Annotated in this window: 18 protein-coding genes and 3 tRNA genes; 12 read left to right on the plus strand and 9 right to left on the minus strand. The window is 57.9% G+C overall.

Annotation, left to right across the window (positions count from 1 at the left end; genetic code table 11):
• Positions 1 to 208 precede the first annotated feature (208 nt).
• The 3 genes from sodB to purE form a co-directional block, all read right to left on the minus strand.
• Positions 209 to 787, minus strand: coding sequence for a superoxide dismutase [Fe] (gene sodB / locus BMZ67_RS12490; protein ID WP_092023086.1), 579 nt, complete (start codon positions 785 to 787; stop codon positions 209 to 211).
• A gap of 180 nt (positions 788 to 967) precedes the next feature.
• Entirely contained in the window at positions 968 to 2,083 is a 1,116-nt protein-coding gene (locus BMZ67_RS12495) for a 5-(carboxyamino)imidazole ribonucleotide synthase (protein ID WP_092023088.1), read from the minus strand.
• Between the two features lie 64 nt (positions 2,084 to 2,147).
• On the minus strand, positions 2,148 to 2,639 hold the full coding sequence (gene purE, locus BMZ67_RS12500) for a 5-(carboxyamino)imidazole ribonucleotide mutase (protein ID WP_092023090.1): 492 nt from the start codon (positions 2,637 to 2,639) through the stop codon (positions 2,148 to 2,150).
• 221 nt (positions 2,640 to 2,860) lie between these two features.
• Between purE and BMZ67_RS12505 the strand changes: the two genes are divergently transcribed.
• The 6 genes from BMZ67_RS12505 to BMZ67_RS12530 all read left to right on the plus strand — a co-directional run bounded on the left by BMZ67_RS12505 (position 2,861) and on the right by BMZ67_RS12530 (position 5,647).
• Positions 2,861 to 3,799 (plus strand): coiled-coil domain-containing protein, encoded by a 939-nt coding sequence (locus BMZ67_RS12505; protein WP_092023092.1) that lies wholly within the window; start codon positions 2,861 to 2,863, stop codon positions 3,797 to 3,799.
• A gap of 130 nt (positions 3,800 to 3,929) precedes the next feature.
• Positions 3,930 to 4,784, plus strand: a complete 855-nt coding sequence (locus tag BMZ67_RS12510) for a DUF2846 domain-containing protein (protein WP_092023094.1) — start codon at positions 3,930 to 3,932, stop codon at positions 4,782 to 4,784.
• A 125-nt stretch (positions 4,785 to 4,909) separates the two neighbouring features.
• A complete protein-coding gene (locus BMZ67_RS12515; protein WP_139214373.1) occupies positions 4,910 to 5,164 on the plus strand; it encodes a hypothetical protein in 255 nt (84 codons plus the stop codon).
• Between the two features lie 174 nt (positions 5,165 to 5,338).
• A tRNA-Val gene (locus BMZ67_RS12520) sits at positions 5,339 to 5,414 on the plus strand.
• Between the two features lie 68 nt (positions 5,415 to 5,482).
• A tRNA-Asp gene (locus BMZ67_RS12525) sits at positions 5,483 to 5,559 on the plus strand.
• Between the two features lie 12 nt (positions 5,560 to 5,571).
• Positions 5,572 to 5,647: transfer RNA gene (locus BMZ67_RS12530), tRNA-Val, on the plus strand.
• A gap of 153 nt (positions 5,648 to 5,800) precedes the next feature.
• Here the strand turns inward: BMZ67_RS12530 and BMZ67_RS12535 are convergent.
• Positions 5,801 to 7,207, minus strand: a complete 1,407-nt coding sequence (locus BMZ67_RS12535; RefSeq protein ID WP_092023098.1) for a 3-oxoacyl-ACP reductase — start codon at positions 7,205 to 7,207, stop codon at positions 5,801 to 5,803.
• A 221-nt stretch (positions 7,208 to 7,428) separates the two neighbouring features.
• On the opposite strand from BMZ67_RS12535, the gene BMZ67_RS12540 reads away from it, so the two are divergent.
• Together BMZ67_RS12540 and BMZ67_RS18745 are read left to right on the plus strand one after the other, a co-directional pair.
• A complete protein-coding gene (locus tag BMZ67_RS12540; RefSeq protein WP_092023100.1) occupies positions 7,429 to 8,757 on the plus strand; it encodes an acetyl-CoA C-acetyltransferase in 1,329 nt (442 codons plus the stop codon).
• 368 nt (positions 8,758 to 9,125) lie between these two features.
• Complete coding sequence (locus BMZ67_RS18745) at positions 9,126 to 9,524, plus strand: fibronectin type III domain-containing protein (protein ID WP_245749964.1); 399 nt, start codon at positions 9,126 to 9,128, stop codon at positions 9,522 to 9,524.
• A gap of 9 nt (positions 9,525 to 9,533) precedes the next feature.
• On the opposite strand, the gene BMZ67_RS12550 is transcribed toward BMZ67_RS18745, so the two are convergent.
• The 4 genes from BMZ67_RS12550 to BMZ67_RS12565 all read right to left on the minus strand — a co-directional run bounded on the left by BMZ67_RS12550 (position 9,534) and on the right by BMZ67_RS12565 (position 16,853).
• Positions 9,534 to 12,125 (minus strand): CHASE2 domain-containing protein, encoded by a 2,592-nt coding sequence (locus BMZ67_RS12550; RefSeq protein WP_092023102.1) that lies wholly within the window; start codon positions 12,123 to 12,125, stop codon positions 9,534 to 9,536.
• 19 nt (positions 12,126 to 12,144) lie between these two features.
• Positions 12,145 to 13,797, minus strand: coding sequence for a FecR family protein (locus BMZ67_RS12555; protein ID WP_092023295.1), 1,653 nt, complete (start codon positions 13,795 to 13,797; stop codon positions 12,145 to 12,147).
• A 17-nt stretch (positions 13,798 to 13,814) separates the two neighbouring features.
• Positions 13,815 to 14,525 carry a response regulator transcription factor gene (locus tag BMZ67_RS12560; protein WP_092023104.1) on the minus strand — a complete coding sequence of 237 codons (711 nt, stop codon included), beginning with the start codon at positions 14,523 to 14,525 and terminating at the stop codon, positions 13,815 to 13,817.
• A 177-nt stretch (positions 14,526 to 14,702) separates the two neighbouring features.
• Positions 14,703 to 16,853, minus strand: coding sequence for a DNA topoisomerase III (locus BMZ67_RS12565; RefSeq protein WP_092023106.1), 2,151 nt, complete (start codon positions 16,851 to 16,853; stop codon positions 14,703 to 14,705).
• Positions 16,854 to 16,995: 142 nt separating this feature from the next.
• Here BMZ67_RS12565 and BMZ67_RS12570 point away from each other — a divergent pair, with 142 nt between their 5' ends.
• Entirely contained in the window at positions 16,996 to 17,325 is a 330-nt protein-coding gene (locus BMZ67_RS12570) for a BolA family protein (protein ID WP_092023108.1), read from the plus strand.
• A gap of 11 nt (positions 17,326 to 17,336) precedes the next feature.
• Positions 17,337 to 17,963: an L-threonylcarbamoyladenylate synthase gene (locus tag BMZ67_RS12575; RefSeq protein ID WP_092023110.1), complete on the plus strand. Its 627-nt coding sequence runs from the start codon at positions 17,337 to 17,339 to the stop codon at positions 17,961 to 17,963.
• A gap of 7 nt (positions 17,964 to 17,970) precedes the next feature.
• Here BMZ67_RS12575 and BMZ67_RS12580 read toward each other — a convergent pair whose 3' ends face one another.
• Entirely contained in the window at positions 17,971 to 18,606 is a 636-nt protein-coding gene (locus tag BMZ67_RS12580) for a hypothetical protein (protein WP_092023112.1), read from the minus strand.
• 133 nt (positions 18,607 to 18,739) lie between these two features.
• Here BMZ67_RS12580 and BMZ67_RS12585 point away from each other — a divergent pair, with 133 nt between their 5' ends.
• Together BMZ67_RS12585 and BMZ67_RS12590 are read left to right on the plus strand one after the other, a co-directional pair.
• The gene (locus BMZ67_RS12585; protein WP_139214374.1) at positions 18,740 to 19,159 is read left to right on the plus strand and encodes a DUF2946 family protein; all 420 of its coding nucleotides are present in this window, start codon (positions 18,740 to 18,742) and stop codon (positions 19,157 to 19,159) included.
• Between the two features lie 200 nt (positions 19,160 to 19,359).
• Positions 19,360 to 20,229 (plus strand): MbnP family copper-binding protein, encoded by an 870-nt coding sequence (locus BMZ67_RS12590; RefSeq protein WP_175481916.1) that lies wholly within the window; start codon positions 19,360 to 19,362, stop codon positions 20,227 to 20,229.
• Positions 20,230 to 20,241: the final 12 nt, after the last annotated feature.

Genomic DNA, 20,241 nt, shown 5'->3' on the forward strand with positions numbered 1-20,241 from the left:
AAGTGTATTCCGGAGCACAGCTCGGGGCGTTGGCTGAGCGTGCGTCGCATCTGGCGTTACCCCAAGCTAGAGGAGTATGCGTCAGTGGCCCGGTTCAGGCAATTCTGATGGTGACTCGTGTTGAAAAATTCGTCTTCACTCCCTGTTCCTGACCAACAAAAAACGCCCGCGGATGCGGGCGTTTTGGGGTGTCAATCTGACCGGGTGATTAAGCCAGGTTTTCGTTGACGAAGTCCCAGTTCACCAGGTTCCAGAACGCTTCCAGGTAGTTAGGACGGGCGTTGCGGTAGTCGATGTAGTAGGCGTGTTCCCAAACGTCGACGGTCAGAACCGGCTTGTCAGCGGTAGTGAGCGGAGTTTCGGCGTTGCTGGTGTTGACGATGGCAACGCTACCGTCAGCTTTCTTAACCAGCCAGGTCCAGCCAGAACCGAAGTTGTTGGCGGCCTTGTCGCTGAATTCCTTCTTGAAGTTTTCGAAGGAGCCAAACGCTTGGTTGATTGCGTCGGCAGCCGCACCAGTCGGCTCACCGCCACCGTTCGGGCTCAGGCAGTGCCAGTAGAACGTGTGGTTCCAAACCTGGGCGGCGTTGTTGAACAGTGGGCCGCTGGAGCTTTTGATGATGTCTTCCAGGGACTTGTTGGCATCGTCAGTACCTTCTACCAGGCCGTTCAGCTTGGTGACGTAGGTGTTGTGGTGCTTGCCGTAGTGGTACTCGATGGTCTCAGCGGAGATGTGCGGTTCCAGTGCGGTCTTGTCGTAAGGCAGTGCGGGAAGTTCAAATGCCATGAGGTTGTTCTCCCTGGTTTCTCTCGATTGTTGCTTTCTATGGAACGGCAGGTGGTAAAACCTGCCGAATTGGTATTTCAACACACGCAGGTGACAGCTTAAGGAGCGCTGAGATCTGCTGCCAGCCGTAACTGACTATTCTCTTGATAGAAAAATAGTATCGGGGCGTAAATGCTAAATTCAACCCCGGGTCAATGAGCAGCTGAACTCAGGTGAGCCCGGCAGAAATTCCGCGCAGTTTCGTACCCTCCAGACCAATTCCTCGTAGCTGTCGGCCAGGATGTTGACGTGGCCAAGCTTTCGGCCCGGACGTTCGCCTTTGTTATAGAGATGAACGTGAGCGTAGGGTAACCGGAGAATGCGTTCAATATCCCCATGTTCGGCAATGATGTTGATCATGCAGCTAACGCCTTTTGGGGTGGTGTCCCCCAGCGCGTGGCCGCTGACCGCCCGAATATGGTTCTCAAACTGGCTGGTTGTTGCGCCCTCAATGGTCCAGTGGCCTGAGTTGTGAACTCGCGGGGCCATCTCATTGGCGACCAGTCCATGCTCCGTCTCGAACAGTTCTAGGGTGAGTACGCCAACATAGTCCAGCTCACTCAGAAGGGCGCGGATGTAGCGTTCCGCTTCGATACGGGTGTCTTCGGATAACCCGGGGGCCGGGGCAATCGAGTAGCGCAGGATTCCCTCGTGGTGTGTGTTCTCGGCCATGGGGTAGAAAGCAATATCACCGTCTTCGGCGCGAGCCGCGATGATGGACACTTCGCGGGAGAACTCAACAAACTTCTCGACGATCAGCCGGGGGTGGCCAATGGCCTCCCATGCTGCAGCCGCCTCTTCAGGTGAGCGCAGAACGGCCTGACCTTTGCCGTCGTAACCTTCGGTGTTGGACTTTGCCACGACCGGGCAGCCAAGTTCCTCGGCTGCCTGTTTCAGGCTCTGGGCGCTGTCGGCGATTTTCCACTGGGGTGTGGGAATGCCCAGTTCGCCGAACAGGGTCTTTTCGGCTTCGCGGTTCTGGCAGACCTGCAGTGCCCTGGGGGACGGATGCATCGGTTTGGCCGCCGCAATCTTTTCGGCAACGGCCACAGGCAGGTGCTCGAACTCATAGGTGACCCGATCCACGCGGCTCAGGAAGTCTTCCAGATACTGACCTTCCCGGTCGATGATGACTTCTCCCAGGCCCACACTTGGGCTTCCGGACAGGTCATAGAAAACGAAGGTTTTGGCCAGGGGGTAACCGGCAAGGGCAAGCATTCTGCCCAGCTGCCCGGCACCAAGAACACCAATTCGCATGGGGGTCTCCCGAAAAATCTCTCTTAAAGGGCGCAGACGTTAAAAGTCACCGCGAAAGTTGCGCTTACGGTACCTTGGGATCAGGCTGGTCCAGCACCGTCTGGGTCTGCTGGGCTCTGAACTCGTCCACAGCCTGACGCACGTTGTCGTCAGAGGTACCGATGATCTGGGCGGCCAGCAGACCCGCGTTGGTTGCTCCCGCCTTGCCAATGGCCAGCGTTCCGACGGCAATACCGCCTGGCATCTGAACAATGGACAACAGCGAATCAAGTCCGTTCAATGCTTTTGACTGAACTGGAACACCGAGAACCGGAAGGGAGGTTTGGGATGCAACCATGCCAGGAAGGTGTGCAGCGCCGCCGGCTCCGGCAATGATTACTTTCAGGCCTCGTTCGGATGCCGACTTGGCGTAGTCAAACAGCAAATCCGGTGTTCGGTGAGCCGATACCACACGGGTTTCGTATGGCACTCCCAGTTTGTCCAGCATGTCTGCCGCGTGCTCCATGGTCGGCCAGTCCGATTTGGAGCCCATGATGAGTCCTACCTGCGCTTGCATAAGTAGTGGTCCCGAAGGTTATCAAGAAAGCCGGCCATTGTATGTACTGCCAGGAGCGCATGCAAATAACACTTGGCTCCCTTGGTCGGGCGGTGTTAGCGGGGGTATGATCTGATCCTTTGGAATCGTTTCGGCAGTGATTGCCGGGCAAACAAATTAACCAGTGCTGGCGGCCTGTTAGGTGCGCGTGGCGTGATGCAGTTAGGTCAGATGAGGTCAATATGGAACCGATTCGTCCCGATGAGGATGAGCTGAGAAGTCGAAGCGTGCCTGAAACCGCACCAAAGTCCTCTCGTGAAAGGCCGGTCGAGAAGGCCGATAAGGCCAATAAGACCCCGAAAAAGAGTACGCCAGCCAAGACGCCTGAGTCAGTAAGCCGTGATAACGACGGTGCAGGCAAGCGCTCCAGGGGTGTCGGTCTGCTGTTTGCTTTGCTGGTTGTTGCGATAGCGCTCGGAGCTGGGCTGGGGTTTCAGCAGGAAAGACGCATCCAGGCGCTCGAAGGACAGTTGGAAGAAGCCGATTACTGGGCGCGTCAAAGTAAATTGGCTTTGGCCCGCTTTGAGGGTGCGTTGAGTGAAACCGGCGAAAGCCTGGAGGAGACCGGGGCCTCGATGGGAGAGCGCCTTGATGCGGTTGATGGGGAAATTCGCAAACTCTGGGTCCTGGCGAACGAACGCAACCGGCAGCAGCTGGAAAACCTGCAGGCAGAGCTTGAAGGGCTCCAGAGTGGCCTGGCGGGTCAGGTTGAACGTGTTGGTGGTGTTGAGAGTACGTTGGATAAGCAGAGAGAGCGCCTGACGGCGGATATGGCCGGACTCGGTGAGCGCCTGGATGAACAAGGTGAAGTGCTGGCTGGACAGCTGGCCGGGCTTGCGGAGCAGGTTGGTTCGGTGGACGGTCTGGTAGACAGCCGTTTGCAGCGATTCCTGCAGGAGCGCCGCCTGGCCGATGAGGAAGTAGCAAGCCGGCTGGCTGCGTTGGAGCGGCAGGTTAGCCAACAGGCCGGCTCGGCGGAGCTGACGCAGGTGCGAAACCGGCTCACCGAGCTTGAACAGACCGTTAAGTCGATTGATGCGTCCCGCGCTCAGTTGACGTCCAGGCTGGTCGGACTGTCTGAAGAGCTGGCCAGGCTACGCCAGGGCGGTGGGGGGCAATAGACAGGCCCGCCGACAGCATCGCCGAAGACTTTGTAACGGATTGTAGTCATCTCTTGCGGTAGCTCTCAGTTCCCCTGGTGATCTGTTGCTAGTATTGCAGCATTCACCACGGACCTGGAGAGCTACAATAATGAAACCGTCCCTGCTGGCCAAAGCCGCCATGGCTTTATCCTTTACCCTACTGTCCGGGTGCCTGTACCAGTCTATTGGAAAGAGCACCGGAGCCTTCCTGCACCCGGTGTCTGGTCACAATTTCGTCCATATTGGCAATGATGAGTGGAGCCGCAGCAATGCCTTGCTGTACTTCTACCGAACCCATTCCCAGTGGGCTGCAGATGAGATTGAGGCGCCCAGCGTCTACATTGATGACAGTCATTACTTCAACATTCGCGACAACAGCTTTACCTGGTTAGAGGTCAGTCCCGGTGAACGCCATATCGCTATCCGTCGCCCGCTTCTGGGGCTGGAGGGGATGGGGGGCTTCAGCTTGAGCCTGATTGCCGATGCGAACTTGATGGTGGAGCCCGGGAAAGTCTATTACCTGCGCTACAACGAGCTGTCAGAACCAGAAACCCCTCACCCTGATCTCGACCCGGAACACCCGCTGGCAACCGGTGATTTGCAGCTGGTGACCCGTGAGGTGGCGATGGCCTTTGACGAGATCGTGTCCACTCGTTTTCTGAACAGTGACCTTTTAGCGCCCAATCATGCGGCCACGTCGATCGTGGAAGATAACCAGGATGCGGCATACGAACGGGACATGGCCCGTCTGGATGAAGAGCGGGAGGAGGAAATCGAACGCTTGACGGCCGAAGGACGGTACCAGGAGTCGCCTTGGTACTGGCCGTTTGGTGGCGAAGCGACGCCACTGGAAACCGACCGTAAAATCCGCGAGCGGGAGAATGCCTACGCCATGATTGAGCGGGAACGCGAACGCCAGCAGGAGTTGGCTGATCAGGCCTCAGGAGGTTGGTGGCCATTTTGATGTTGGTAGTGTGACTCCTGTCTCGGATACGTTGGCCAAAATGGCGTTGGCGGTTTTCGTTTATGCAATTGTTCCTCCGGTAGGTGGCTACTACACTAAGGATTGGTGAAATGGAGGGTAGGGAAATGTCGTTAAAGGATTCGTTGATTTCACGCATTCGCCAGGTATCCGACGACTGGGTGCCAGGCGTGAAATCGTCACTGGCAGATCGGATGGAACACATCCGCACCCGGATGGATGCACTGAACTGCTCTCTGGCGAGTAAGGCGCTGCCTGAGGGGCGTCGGGAGAGGGTGCGTGACCTGGTGCTTGACCAGAAAGCTATGTTGGCTGCTGGCAGCCGGAAAGTGGTTGGTGGTCACCGTGGGCGGAAGGTGTAAATCGGGTGAAATTTCACCAAAGTGTATGATGATTGAGCATTTTTGGGTGTGTTTCATTTTTTTTAAAGAAAATTCCTGAAAACGTTTGACAGCCTCAGAGAAATGCTTAAAATGCGCGTCTCAATTGGTTCAGACAGCAACGCTGACTTAGCCAATATTGAATGCTGAAGAGTTGGGCGGTTAGCTCAGCTGGGAGAGCATCGCCCTTACAAGGCGAGGGTCACTGGTTCGATCCCAGTACCGCCCACCAATTTTTCAGCATGCTGGGTAATTTACCTGGCACATGATTTGAGGTCATTCGTGACTTCGAGTCTATGCGGAGCGGTAGTTCAGTTGGTTAGAATACCGGCCTGTCACGCCGGGGGTCGCGGGTTCGAGTCCCGTCCGCTCCGCCAATTCCTTTCTCTGGGTGGTTAGCTCAGCTGGGAGAGCATCGCCCTTACAAGGCGAGGGTCACTGGTTCGATCCCAGTACCACCCACCATTTTCCCAACATTTAAAATCCTGTCGTTTATTGCTTACCTGGTCGGTTTTTGGCTGTCTGGGGTTTTCGCCTGTCTGATGGTTTTTACTTGGGCTTGTTTTGATGGCGGGTGTTCCCCGAACCCTGATTCGGGTCCGGGGTTATCTGGACGGTTTACTTGCCGATCAGGGATTGGCCGCACACCCTGACGACGTTGCCGTTGACGCCTACAGAGGTTGGGTTGCAATACCAGCCAATGGCTTCGGCCACATCTACAGGCAGTCCGCCTTGAGACAGACTGTTCATCCGACGGCCCGCCTCACGGATGGTGAGAGGCATGGCGGCGGTCATCTGGGTTTCGATGAAGCCCGGTGCGACGGCGTTAATGGTGATGCCGTTCTTCAACTGCTTGGCCATGGCTTCGACATACCCGATCACGCCGGACTTGGCGCAAGCGTAGTTGGTCTGGCCGAAGTTGCCAGCGATGCCACTGATGGACGATACGCAGACAATCCGCCCGTTTTCCCGTAGCAGGTCTTGTGACAACAGTTCTTCATCGATGAGTTCTTCAGCGGTCAGATTGACCGCGATGGCCATGTCCCAGAAATGCTCAGGCATGTTGCCGAGGGTTTTGTCCCGGGTAATGCCGGCATTGTGGATGACCAGGTCGATGCCGCCGAAATGCTCTTTTGCAAACGCTGCAATCTGTTTGGGGGCCTCTGCGCTGGTAATGTCGCAGGCCAGGGCTTTGCCTTTGATGCGGTCTGTCACCTTTTGCAGGTCTTCCATCGCTTGTGGAATATCCAGGCCGATGACGGTAGCGCCATCGCGGGCAAGGGTTTCAGCAATGGATTCGCCAATACCTCGGGAGGCGCCAGTGACCAGGGCTACCTTACCGGTTAGTGGTGCGACCGGGTTGGTGGCTACTTCGCTCTGGCTGGACTTGCTGATGCGGGCGACCTGTCCGGAGACGTAGGCAGAGCGTGGAGACAGGAAAAAGCGAACGCTGCTTTCCATCTGCTTTTCTGCGCCAGGGGCCAGCCACAGCAGGTTGGCGGTAGAGCCTTTTTTCCCAATTTCCTTGCCTACGGCTCGTGTAAAGCCTTCCAGCGCACGCTGGGAGGCGGCTTGGGCAGCGGATTTACAGTTGGCTGGGTCCTGGCCAATGATCAGGACGCGGGCATTGCCGCTCAGTTTACGAATGGTTGGGTGGAAAAAGTCGTACAGCGCCCGTAGTTCAGCGGTGTCCTTCATGCCGGAGGCGTCAAATACCAGGGCCGCGAAACGCTGGTTGGTGTCGCTTGGCACCAGAGCGGTCGACTTGCTCCCTGCTTTTGCGGAGTCTTCCAGGCTGGCTGGCGCGCTGGCGTGGAACAGTTCTGCCGGACTGGCACCAAGAATGGTTCCGAGGCTGGCAATGGCCTTTCCACCGGCGGATGCGCCAACCAGCACATGTCCTTCAATGAAAGGCTGGTCCGGGCGCTTCCAGCGGCTCAGGGGTACCGGGGACGGCAGTCCAAGGGTCTGGGCAGCTGACTTGCCGACAGGTGTGTTGACGAACTTAAGGTAAAGGTCTGACATGTTGTGTCCTTGTCCCTGGCGTGTTGTGAGCGCCTTTTTTCAGGGTTGGCTGTGAGTGGGTTTTATTTGCTTATCGGTTTGCTAGATTAAAGAAACTGCACCCATTTGAATTGACTTAATGCGGGGTCGCTGTTGTCAGGCCTGCCAATGAGCGGGGGTGTCGGCGCGTTAGACTGCTTGCCAGCACTCTTTGTTGAACTCAATCCAATCAGGACACCACTATGGCACAGACAAAAACTTCTACCCAGCGCAAGCGTTCGAATCCAGGCAGTCAGGCTGGAGGTGTTCGCCGGGTTGCGGTGATTGGGGGGAATCGGATTCCGTTCGCCCGTTCAAATACCGTTTACAGCAAGATCAGTAACCAGGAGTTGCTGACGGCGGCATTGCGCGGTTTGGTTGACCGCTTTGGGCTTCAGGGGCAGCGTCTGGGCGAAGTGGTTGCCGGTGCGGTGATCAAGCACTCCCGGGATTTTAACCTGACCCGGGAGGCGGTACTGAGTTCGGGATTGGCCCCTGAAACCCCGGCTTATGATATTCAGCAAGCCTGTGGGACCGGGCTTGAGGCGGCCATTCTGGTGGCCAACAAGATTGCTTTGGGGCAGATTGAATGCGGTATCGCGGGTGGTACCGATACCACGTCCGATGCGCCGATTGGTGTTGGCGAGGGGCTGCGGGAAATCCTGCTGGACCTGAATCGCGCCAAAACCAACGCGGAACGGCTGAAGATACTGGGTCGTTTCCGCCCCAGCCACTTGGTGCCGACGATTCCGGAAAACGGCGAGCCGCGGACGGGGATGTCGATGGGCGACCATTGCCAGGTGACCGCGCACGAGTGGGCGATTCCGCGGGATGAGCAGGACCAGCTCGCTTACGAAAGCCACCAAAAGCTGGCGGCGGCTTATGGTGAGGGGTTCTTTGAAGATTTGATGACGCCGCTGGCGGGTCAGGAGGTGGACAATATCCTGCGACCGGACACCACGCTGGAAAAACTGGCCTCCCTGAAGCCCTGTTTCGATCGTGAGAATGGCACCATGACCGCTGCAAACAGCACCGCGTTGACGGATGGTGCATCCTGCGTCCTGCTGGCCAGCGAAGAGTGGGCGAAGAAGAATGGATTGGAGGTTCAGGCGTACCTGAGTTTCTCCGAAGTGGCGGCAGTGGACTTCGTTGAAAAGAAAGAGGGGCTTCTGATGGCGCCGGCCTATGCGGTGCCCCGTTTGCTGGAGCGCGCTGGGCTGACCTTGCAGGACTTCGATTTCTATGAGATTCATGAAGCCTTTGCGGCTCAGGTGCTGTCCACGCTGAAGGCCTGGGAGGACCCGGCGTTCTGTAAGGAGCGCCTGGGCTTGGAGGCGCCGCTGGGTAGTATTGATCGCAGTAAAATGAACGTTAAAGGTAGCAGCCTGGCAACCGGGCACCCGTTTGCAGCGACGGGTGGTCGTATTATTGCGACTTTGGCCAAGCTGCTGGAGCAGAATGGTGGTGGTCGAGGTCTGATTTCAATTTGTGCGGCCGGGGGGCAGGGCGTAACGGCCATTCTGGAGCGTTAAGAGTGCCGATGATGTACTGATCTGAAAGGCCAACCGAGAGGTTGGCCTTTTTTGTGTCGGCCTGAGCTTGATCCTGTTGGGCGCAGTTCGCTGGAGTAGACATGTTTTCTAGGAGCTTTCAATACCATTTGTGTATCTATAGCAAGTGCACCTGTCACAAAATGCCAAAATTATAGTGACTTAATAGTATAAAAAATGAGCGCTATGTTCATATTTTTCTATTAAATCAAAGTGCTGTCGTTTTTCTTACCGACTTCTGTCGGAAAATTGACAATTCTGTAATTAGGCAGATGGCTCTCAGCACCCAGATAATCGATCGCGTTTTATACAGTTTTACAAAATCGACGAATATTTGGTGTGGAAAGCTTATGAATGGTGTCATTAAAAAGTCGCGAACGGCCCTGGCTTCTCTTCTGGTAATGGGCGCAGCCACTCTGGTTGGTTGTGGAGGCTCCGGTGGTGGAGATTCCTCCAACGCAAGCGGCTTGGATGGGACCCCTGGCACTCACTCGGCAACCCTGAGTTGGAATGCCCCGGCGACCCGTATCAACGGTGACGGCCTGGCCATGGGCGAGCTCCAAGGGTACGTGATTAACTACGGCCAGGAAGCGGGCAGCCTGTCGAATAAGGTCAGGATTGGTGATGCCAATGTGATGGACTACACCATCGGCGGGCTTGGTAATGGGGCCTGGTACTTTACGATTCAGGTTGTGGATACGAATGGCCTGATGAGTGCGCCGTCCGCGATGGTCAGCAAGACAATCTGATCCATCTCGTCAGTTGGGGATAGGGGCCGCTATGGGTAGCTTGATGGTAAAGGATGACCCCTCACCCAGCGTAGATTCCACTTCGATATGCCCCCGATGTTTTTCAACAACAACGCTCACAAACGATAACCCCAGACCGGCTCCCCGGTTTCCGGATACTTCACTGCTTTTCTGGCGGCGGTAGCGGTCAAACAGGTGAGGAATCTCCTCCTGTGCAATGCCTACGCCCTCGTCGCTCACAGTCAGGCAAGCCTGATATCCGGCCTGGTACACCTGAATGGTAATGGTGGACCCGGGCTCACTGTACTGAACCGCGTTGGTCAGCAGGTTGATAACCACTCGCTCCAGCAACTCGGCATTTCCCCTTAACCACAAGTCTTCATAACCCTGCAGCAGCAGTTTGATGTCTTTGTTGGCGGCCTGTTCGATCACGCTGTCCCTGGCGTTCTCAACAATGCTGAGAAATTCGCACTCGTAAAAGCGGGTCTCGGTCAGCTGCTCGGCGCGGGCCAGCTGAACAAACTCCTCGGCAAGCTGATAGCTGCGTCTGGCCAGTCGCCCGAGCTGCTCAAGCTGGCTGCTCTGGATGTCGGATGGGTTGCGTTTCAGGTGTTCAATCAGGGCAAGCTGGGATACCAGCGGGGAGCGCACGTCATGGGAAATAAAGTCGATGGCTTCCCGGTGCTGGCGCTGCTGCTCCCGCAGCTCGGTGATGTCTGAGATATTGGCAATAATGCCCTGATGACGTGTGTCCGAGCTTTTAAAGGGGGCGAGGTGAATCAGGAAGTCCTTGCCGTGGATGCGCAGGTCTACTGTTCGGCTCTGGGCCAGTGTCAGTGTCTCCGAAACAGTTTCCTGCCATGGCGGATTGTCTCGCGGGTCGTGTCCCTGGAGCAGGCGAGTGAGCGGCAGGCCGGTCAGGCTGGGCAGGGGCTCTTTGAACCATTCCTCGATGTGCCCGTTGGCAAACTGAATAACCCCCAGCTCATCTGTCACGATAATGCCATCGGGCATGTGTTCAAAGCTCTGGAGAATGAACTTCTGGAGATTGTTCATCCGCTCGGTGGCCTGGCGTACCCGTTCAATGCGAGCGGTGATGTTCTCAGTGGATGCACCCGCGTCGTTATCCTGTGCCAGTCCCGAAGCAAGCGGGAGCTGGCGCAGATAGCGCTGAATGGCTTCGCCACCCAGGGTCTCGGGGCGCTTGAGGCCAATGATATAAACCGTGTCTTCGCGGTCGGTTCTGAACCAGCTCAGGTTATCCTTGTGCACCCACTCGTTTAGGGGCAGTCGCGGAGGAATGTAGCCACTTGGCAGATTGTGCCGCTCAATAACTTCGCCGTTTTCTGTGAGCAGCCAGCCGTCCAGCATAAATAGCGCCGTCAGGTGATCCAGAAACAGGGGGGGATGTCGTTCGGAGATGTCCCGCAAGGTGAGTTGTGGCCCCTGGCCGAGCTCGTCGAGCTGACGATTAAGGAAGCGGTTTGTCATGGCCAGTCGCCGGGCGCTCCACAGTGGGAAGGCAATGACCGGGACGAGCAGGGCATTGGCGATTGGAATCCAGCGGTGCATTAACATCATCATGACTGCGAAAAACGCCAGCAATGAGACCGCGAGTGCTGAGCATAGCAGCAGGGTTTGAGTGGGGCGCATTCGCGGCAGGGCTGAGGCAACCAGAACAATGACCGCCAGCGCGAGGATGCCGGCCAACAGGCCTGAGGTCGGTCTGATCAGAGTCTGGTTGACCAGCGCCGCGAAGCTGTTGGCGTGGAACTCCACCCCGGACAGGGGGCGGGCCATGCTCGAAAATGGTGTGGGAAGTACGTCGCCAAACCCCGGGGCGGTGGCCCCTACAAACACCGTCTTACCATTGAATTCCTGTGGCGAGGGTGGAGCCAGCAGTACGTCGGCGTATGAGTACATGGCAAAGGTTCCGGCGGGCCCGGCCAGTGGCACCGCAACATAGTCTGCGCGTACATTGACGTACGGCGGCGGCTTTCCGCCACCAGGGTTCCTGGGGGGGGAGGGCTGGCCCCGGCCGGTGTCATAGGCGGCCTTGGCCAGGCTGGGCCATAGCTGCCGGCCGAGGCCGTTGTATAAATACAGCCCCCTTGCCAGGCCATCGGCGTCCAGTTCAACATGGGCGTGGCCGAGCCCGGCTGCCGCTTCGCTTAGCGCTGGGGAGGGCAGGTATTCCGAGATCGTCTGGTCCTGGGACGGCGCCGACAGGTGGATCGGAAGCACCACGTTGCCGTGCGCAGCCATAGCATCGGCAAGCTCCTGATCGTCAGTTGATGGTTCCGGGAACAGGACATCAAAAATGATGGTTCTGGCGCCGGCATCGTCGAGCTTGCGAACCAGCTCTGCATGGGTGGATCTGGGCCAGGGCCAGCGACCAAGCCAATCGAGACTGGCGTCATCGATGGCAACAATCACCACGTTACCGGGCGCACTGCCGGGATGGCTGGTGACCATGGCATCGTATAGCCAGAAGTTGATGCGTTGGGGGATCGCCGTCAGCTGAAGCAGCAGCAGGATGGAGAGAAGCGACAGGCCGAGTGTCCAAAATGCGCTGGTGGTAGGAAGCCTGTCTCTCGTCATGAATCGTCTGTGTTGCCGGTTATTCGATAAATAGCTCCCTGCCGGGGCCCCAGCGGCTAGCCAGTGGACCTTCGGATAAAGCTTTCAGCCGGACAAAATAACGTCTTCCGGGAATCAAACGCAAGGCTGCGGTTGTATCTTGCACGGTGGCTTCCTTGACGATGTTTCGGAACTCAGGCCCCTCGGACAGCTGCAGCAGGTATCCTCCGGCTGTGTCCGTTTTCTCCCAGAAGATCCTAACCTGGCTGTCGATATAGTTGATGCTCAGAATATGGACAGGGGGCAGCGTACCATTGATGACAAAGGGCCTGGGGCTGGTGGTGGCTACTGAGTTACCTCCAGCCTCGGTGACGACACGCCAATAGTACTGGCCCGGGGTCAGTGGCCGGGATGGCAGTGCGGTGTCATCCGGTGCCCATTCGCTGGTCGCGACCAGGTTGCCGAAGTCCTCGGTTTCCGATATTTCAACCCGGCCCACCTCGTTGCTGCCCCGGTAACTCCACTGGAACTCCGGCAAATCGTCGTTAACCCCAGCGCCTTCTTCCGGCGCCACCAGAGTCGCGGGCCGGGCGGTCAGGTCTACATCGACCATGACGTTTGCGGGAAGGCCCGCAACTCCCCGGGTGTCCAGTGAGGCAATATTGATGGTGTAGCGGCCATTATCCAGGTAATTCAGGGCGTAGTGGCTGCCATGAACCTCATCGCTTTTGATCCAACGACCGCTGTCTGCTTCGAAGATATCAATGCGGTGCAGGGCGTTGCTGTTCCAGCTGAGTTCGGCGGGCAACGCCTGTAGACGAGGCGGCAGGGGGTTGGGTTCTGGCGCGGGTGGAAGCCGATAGATGTCCACTACACCTGGTCGGTTTGCGTCGACACTGGCACTGAAGCCTGCGGGAATGTTGCGGGTTTTGCCTGCCGGGCCAAACGCGACTACGCCTTCGGTTACCTGAAGGTCGGTGGTTCCTGGGTGACTCTGCAGCGAAAAGGCGGTACCACGCACCGCAGCCACTGCCGATGGTGTTTCTACTTCAAAGCGGGCTCCACCACGCTCAAGCGGTCTGACATGTGTGCTGATGCCGCCGTGATCGAGTCTCAGACGGGTATCCACCATTCCGGCTTTCCCGTACTGGGTCAGCTTGTTGAAGATCAGCCGGGAGTTGGGGTTGATGCGAATGGTAGAGCCATCTGCCAGTTCAATGGTGGCATTGCCAGTTCTTGACAGGATTTCATCACCCACACGAATCAATGTGTCTTCGGCAAGTGGTCGCTGGCGGCCATCGCTGGCGGAAATGATCCGGACGTTTCCGGTCACTGCGGTGGCCTTCGCTGGCTCCGGTTGCTGTCTGAGCCAGGACAGGGGAATGCGTAGGGTATCCCCGGCTGCGAAAACGGTATGAGCTGGCAATCGGTTGTGGATCAGTAGCTGGGCACCCGTGAATGGGGTGGCCAGCAGTTCCTGGGCAAGACCGTCGAGGTGTTCACCTTCTTTGACGGTGTACACCCAGTCAGCCCCGGTGCTGGCTTGCTGCGTGGCGGTACGTCCTGGAAGCTGAGAGCCTTGGGCCAGCGGGAGCTGAGCCTGGGCGCCCGTACAGATCGCGGTAAGCGCCGCAAGCACCAGGGCGGGCGTGCGGCGGATAAGGGCGCGATGAGCTGTCAGTGAGCGTAACATGGTCTGCCGGTCCCGCATTAATCCTGAATGACCTCGTGTGTCACCGCGTTCAGCGCTTCCAGCCGGTAACCGCGCTGGTAGATCGTTTTTATCCGATAGCCGTTATCCGGATTCAGGCCGAGGCGCCGACGCAGGCGGCTCATGTGGGTATCGACCGTCCGAGTGTTGATGTCTCGGGTCAGTCCCCAGACGCGCTCCAGTAAAACCTCTCGGGTCAGCAGCCGGCCCTGGTTCTGGAACAGGAAAAGAGTGAGGTCGAAGTCTTTATCGGTGAGGGCAAGTTGCTCCCCCTTCAGGGCAATCGACCTTACCTGGGTGTCAATGGTAAATGGGCCAAACTGGAGAACTTCTTTTTCGGTTTCCGGCGTGGTACGCCGGGCCAGTGCATTGATCCGTGCGGCGAGCTCCGCCGGGCGGGCTGGCTTGGAAAGGTAGTCGTCAGCGCCCGCATCCAGTGCCTGAACAATGTCCTGCTCGCTATCCCGTTGAGTGAGGAAGACAACGGGGATGCGCCAGTTCAACTGGGCCCGGATGGCTTTAAGTACGTCGAGGCCGGTGCCGTCGGGAATCTGCCAATCCAGAATCAGCAAATCGTAGCTGCGATGGAGCACCGAGCTGATAAAGGCCTGGGCGGTAGGGTAGGCATCGCATTCGTGATGGCGTTCGGCCAGCAAACCTTTTACGTGCTGGGCCTGTTCCTGCTCATCTTCCAGCAGAGCAATGCGCATTTTAGATTCTCCTGTTTTGAATCCAGGGGATGCCCTGTAAAGACACGGCCAGTTAAATTGGGCCAGGTTGCTGAGTATTCTGGCAAATTCCAGTGGTTGGGTGCGTGTCATTGTGTAGCTTTTCGGTAACCTTCGCCAGGCTTTGGATGGCCCGTCTAAGGCTGGTTGATCCGCACCTTAGAGTTCGGGCTTTCCATCCTGGTCATTAACTGTATGTCGGCAGCCTGGGAAATTACTGCAGCCCCAGAACCAGCCTTTTGGCCCGCGTCGGCGGACGAGGGGGGAATAGCAGTGGGGGCAGGGTATGGGCTTTTGGCTGGTCCCGTCCTCTGGTGCTTGAGCTTCCAGTGGGCGAGTGCCTTTGCAGTCCGGATAGCGGGTGCAGGCGTGGAAGCGGCCGAACTTGCCGTCGCGGATGCGCATCGGGGCACGGCATTTCGGGCAGTGGACCGCGAAATCGTCCTGGTCCTGCTGGGCAGCATCCTTTCCGGCGGGTGCTTCGATGTACGCCTGAATCTGCTGTTGCAGGTCGCCGAGAAACGCCCGAGGGTCGCCATCGCCCTGGCGGATCTGTTCCAGGGTTGCTTCCCATACTGCCGTCATGTCTGGCTGGGTGATGGCGACTGGCAGGCTGTTGATCAGCGTTTGGCCCTTGTCGGTGGAGCGGATGTGGCGACCGTCCCGGACCAGGTAATCGCGACGGAAAAGCGTTTCGATAATCGCTGCTCGCGTCGCTTCTGTGCCCAGTCCATCGGTCTCGCGAAGTGTCTTACGCAGTTCGTCATCACTGACAAACCGGGCGATGTTGGTCATGGCCGCCAGTAGGGTGGCGTCGGTGAAATGCAGGGGTGGCTTGGTCTGCCGTTCTTTAATGTCGGCATGATCACAGAGAACCGGGTCTTCCACGTCTAGTCGGGGAAGGGGTGGTTTGGTTCGCTCTGGGTCGCCGTCCCGCTGGCGGATCTCCAGTCGTTTCCAGCCCGGGGTGGCAATGGCGGTTTCATTGGCCCGGAATTGGTGTTCGCCAATAGCGAGGTTCAGGCGCCCTTCCCGGTGGACTGCATCGGGATAGAACTGCATCAGGTAGTAGCGGCTGATCAGGTTGTATAGCTTGCGCTCGGCCTGACTCAGGCGGCCCTTGGCGGCGGCTCGGCTGGTGGGAATAATGGCGTGGTGAGCATCCACCTTGCTGTCGTTCCAGGCGCTGGAGCGGCGGGATGGGTCTGCAGTCGTGCACGCTTCGGTCAGGTCTGAATCCACCCGGCCGATGGCGTCAATCACTGACTGGCGTTGCTCGAAATGACCTTCGGGCAAGTAACGACAGTCGGAACGCGGGTAGGTGATGAGTTGGTGCCGCTCGTAGAGACTCTGGGCGGTATCCAATACATCCTTTGCCCCCATCCGGAACAGCCGCCCGGCTTCGATCTGTAGCGCAGACAAAGAGAACGGCAGTGGTGGCCGTTCCTTGCGGTCACGGAAGCGCGCTTCGGTAATACGGCCGGGGCGGCCTTCAACGTCGGCTTTGATCCGGTCAGCCAGCGCCTTGTCCAGCAGACGGTTTTCGTCATCCAGCTGATCCTGGAAACGCTCGTCGGGAAGCCAGCGGGCTTCAAATGTCGGTGAACCCGGTGCGGATTCCAGTTCGCGGACATGGGCAAGAATTCGGTAGTAGGGCTTGGGCTCGAAATTGGCGATGGTTTTGTCGCGCTCGACGACAAGCCCCAGAACCGGGGTCTGAACCCGGCCAACGGAATAGACCCCCTCGTTACCCTGTTGCTGATACGACAGGGTGTAAAAACGGCTCAGGTTGATGCCATAAAGCCAGTCCGCCCGTTGCCTGGCCAGGGCGGAGTGGGACAGGCGGCGGAACTCGCGGTTGTCCCTGGGGGTGTTAAGCGCGCGGGCGACCGCGGAAGGCGTCAGGTCATTGATCAACACCCGCTCCACCGGACAGCTTGCACCGCAATAGCGAATCACTTCGTCGACCAGCAGCTGGCCTTCCCGGTCTGGGTCTCCAGCGTGGACGATGACATCGGCTTTGCGAATCAGGGATTCCAGAACCCGCAACTGCTGGACGACGCTTGCCTTGGGGGTAACCTGCCAGCGCTCGGGAAACATTGGCAGATCCTGCAGGCGCCATTTCTGCCAGCGGGCATCGTAATGGCCTGGTTCTGCCGGCTCCAGCAGGTGCCCAATACACCAGCTCACCACGACCGCCTGCTTTCCCGAACCGCACCGTAACAGGCCGGGTCCCTTTTCCATCGGGCCGGGCAATGCCGCGGCAATGGCGCGACCGAGGCTTGGTTTTTCGGCGATATACAGGCGCATGTGCGAGAGTCTGCTGTGGGGAAGGGGGCGTTCAGGGAGTGGGACGATGGCGGTTTACCCGGAAACTGTCAAGCGTGAGGCTCCCTGGGTGTAGTAGACTGTATTGATATCACTGGAATCTTAACTGGGAGTGTGTCGATCCATGTCGGTGCAGAATACCATCGAACAGAAACTGGGCAGCGGATTCCGCGTGGAATTCCTGCAGGTGGAAAACGAGAGTCATCGGCATAGTGTGCCGCCAAATTCTGAAACTCACTTCAAGGTCACGCTGGTATCCGGTGATTTTGAAGGGCAGGGTAAGGTCAAGCGTCACCAGGCCATTTACCGGGTGCTGGCGGAAGAGCTTGCTGGTGAGGTTCATGCCCTGGCACTGCACCTCTATACCCCGGAGGAGTGGTCGGCAGTCGGGGCAGCGCCAGCGTCACCAAATTGCATGGGCGGGTCAAAACACGACCCCGCACTCAAAGGATAAGGAATCCTGCCATGAGTCAGTTTTTTCAGATCCACCCGGAAACCCCACAGAAGCGTCTGGTAAACCAGGCGGTGGACATCATCCGCAAGGGCGGGGTAGTCGTCTATCCAACGGATTCCGCTTACGCCATTGGTTGTCACCTGGGCGACAAGCAGGCGGCAGACCGTATCAAGCGGATTCGAAAGTTGGATGACAAACACAATTTTACCCTGGTGTGTGCCGACCTGTCGGAAATCGGCACCTACGCAAAGGTTGATAACAGTCAGTACCGATTGTTGAAGAATTACACCCCCGGGCCCTACACCTTTATCCTCGATGCCACCAGCGAAGTGCCCCGGCGCCTGCTTCACCCCAAGCGCCGTTCCATTGGTCTGCGGGTTCCGGACAACGCCATTGTCCAGGCCCTGTTATCGGAGCTGGGGGAGCCCATTATGAGCAGCACTCTGATTCTGCCGGGCGAAACAGACCCGATGACGGACCCCTACGAAATCCGCGAAACACTTGAGCACGAACTGGACCTGATTATCGATGGGGGGTTCTGTGGATTCGAAGCGACCACGGTGGTGAACATGCTGGAAGATGTTCCAGAAGTCACCCGGGTTGGTAAAGGCGACCCGGAGCCCTTCCAGAACGCCTGATCTGGGCTCAGGCCCGTGCGTTCAGGCTGAACGCGTAGTCTTGCCGGGTGCCAGCGGCTTCCAGTTGTTCGGCCCCCACCATACGGCGGATGCTGTCATACCGGTGGGACAGGTCGCCAAGCCCGTTGAAATGGTCATTTTCGCTGACCAGTGAGTCGAGTAGCGGGTTGCTCACACCATAGGCTTTGTTCAGCTTCATGGCGGTATCAACAAACGCCACGGTTGGTTCGTGGGTGCTCAGGCGCTGGAAAGCTTCGCGGAAGGCTTGGGTGTTATTCAGGTCCTGTTCAATCTGCTGGCGTTTCTCGGCTGGAATGGCAGCCTGCAGCGCCAGCGTTCCCTCTGGGCTCTTGCTGACGGACAACCGGGTACCGGGGTGTATGCCGTACTCGGCAATTTTATGCCGCAGGGTTTCCCGCACGTAATGGGAATCCTGGCCCACGGTGGTTTTGTATTGACCAATCGCCAGGCGGGATGAGGCCTTGGGCAAGGGGGCGCCAGAAAGTGTGACCTCCTCCGGGCTAACGCTGAGGGTGTCTGCCGGCGACTTGGCGGGCGAGGCCTCGGGCTGGTGTTGTGAACGTTGGCTGGCAGCCTGCTGCAGCCCCGCGCTCATGCGGGCAAGAGAAGTAAGAAGGGACACGGCAAGGTTCCTCCGGTGTCGGCAAAAAATCAGCGTTCACTACCGTATAAGCAAGGAACGTGCCTGAAAACCTATTTGTGACATGGGCATAATTTGTGGCTTAATCAGCGCCAACAATGGGGTTGAGTCATCGATGAGTAGCATTCAGTCTTATCAGCGATCGGGATACGCTGGCCGGCAACGTGCCTGGCTGGTTCTGGTGCTGTGCTGCTTCCTGCTCCAGGCCCTGACCCCACGTGGCTATATGCCCGCGACCAGCACCGAGGGCTTCCCGGTGCTCGGTTTCTGTGGTGACCCGGTCCCGGGGCTTGAACAGCTGCTGGGTATTGAGGCTTTCCCCGACACTGAATCTGACCATCCGGACCTTGCCCACGAGCAAATCCATTGTGTGTTTTCCGTGGTGGCACAGGTTGCTGCGGTTGCACAACCACTCTCGCCGCCTCAGGCGCCACGAGTTGTACAACTTCCTGCGGCTAGCGCCGTGCTGGCGGTGGCCAGCAATCTCCCATACCAGCTTCCCGATACCCGGGCCCCACCAGTACAGACCGCCTGACGTTCTCCTATTCCAGCCAGATCGCAGTTCCGCATAGGGGAGCTGTGCGCGTTCGCGCCAGCCTGTCCCGCGGGTAACTGTGCCGCCCCAACGGTATGGGGCTGATTTCGGCTGGGCACATTACACAGGTTGTTTCCTTGATGCTCAGCCCTTGTTGCGACCGGGCCAGGGAAATGACGGTATCGAGATAAGGAATGGTTATGTCTGTATTGAAATCAGTATCGCTGGTGGCGTGTACGTCCCTGTTGGCAGCCTGTGGGGGCGGCTCGTCCTCGACGGCGGAAACTGCAGGAGTCACAACCGCCAGCGTGACACTGCCGTTTGAGGCGGTCTACAACAGCAACAACGATCCGGTTAGCTGCAATGTCACCATGACCGGGCTGGGAGCCGGAGTCGATGCCCAGCTTCTGGACTTTCGCCTCTATGTGCATGATGTGACAGTGACGACCACTTACCAGCGTGAACTTGCACTGACCCTGGACAGCAACGCCTGGCAGGGGGCTGGGGTGGCGCTGCTGGATTTCCGGGACTACATCTCTTGCGAGACTGATCCCCAGGAGCCGCGGACAGTAATTACTGGCCAAGTGGATCTTGAGGAAGGTGAAGCTCTGTCCGGGGTGTACTTTACCCTGGGCGTGCCAGAAACCCTGAACCACAATAATCTCGCCACTGCGCCGACGCCGCTGAATGTACCCACCCTGCACTGGAGCTGGCAGACCGGATACAAGTTCCTGCGTATGGATGTCAGCGTTGACGGAGGTCAGGCGTTCAATCTGCACCTGGGCAGCACCGATTGTGCCGGTGATGCCACGGCCGGAGAATCCGTCAGTTGCAGTCGCAGCAATCGTCCAGAGGTGGGCTTTGCTGACTTCACCTTCGGACAGGATGTCATCGTCATCGACTATGGCGCCATGGTTGCAGGTGCAATTGACGGCGTTGACGATGGCGGAGCGCTGGGGTGTATGTCCGGGGTAACCGATCCTGAGTGTGGCCCGGTCTTCTCTGTGCTGGGGCTTGATCTGGATACTGGGGCGAGCACTGGAACCCAGACCGCTTTCCGTCTGAAGTAATGGGAGGCGAAC

It is taken from the genome of Marinobacter zhejiangensis (assembly GCF_900114775.1).
Lineage (GTDB): Bacteria > Pseudomonadota > Gammaproteobacteria > Pseudomonadales > Oleiphilaceae > Marinobacter > Marinobacter zhejiangensis.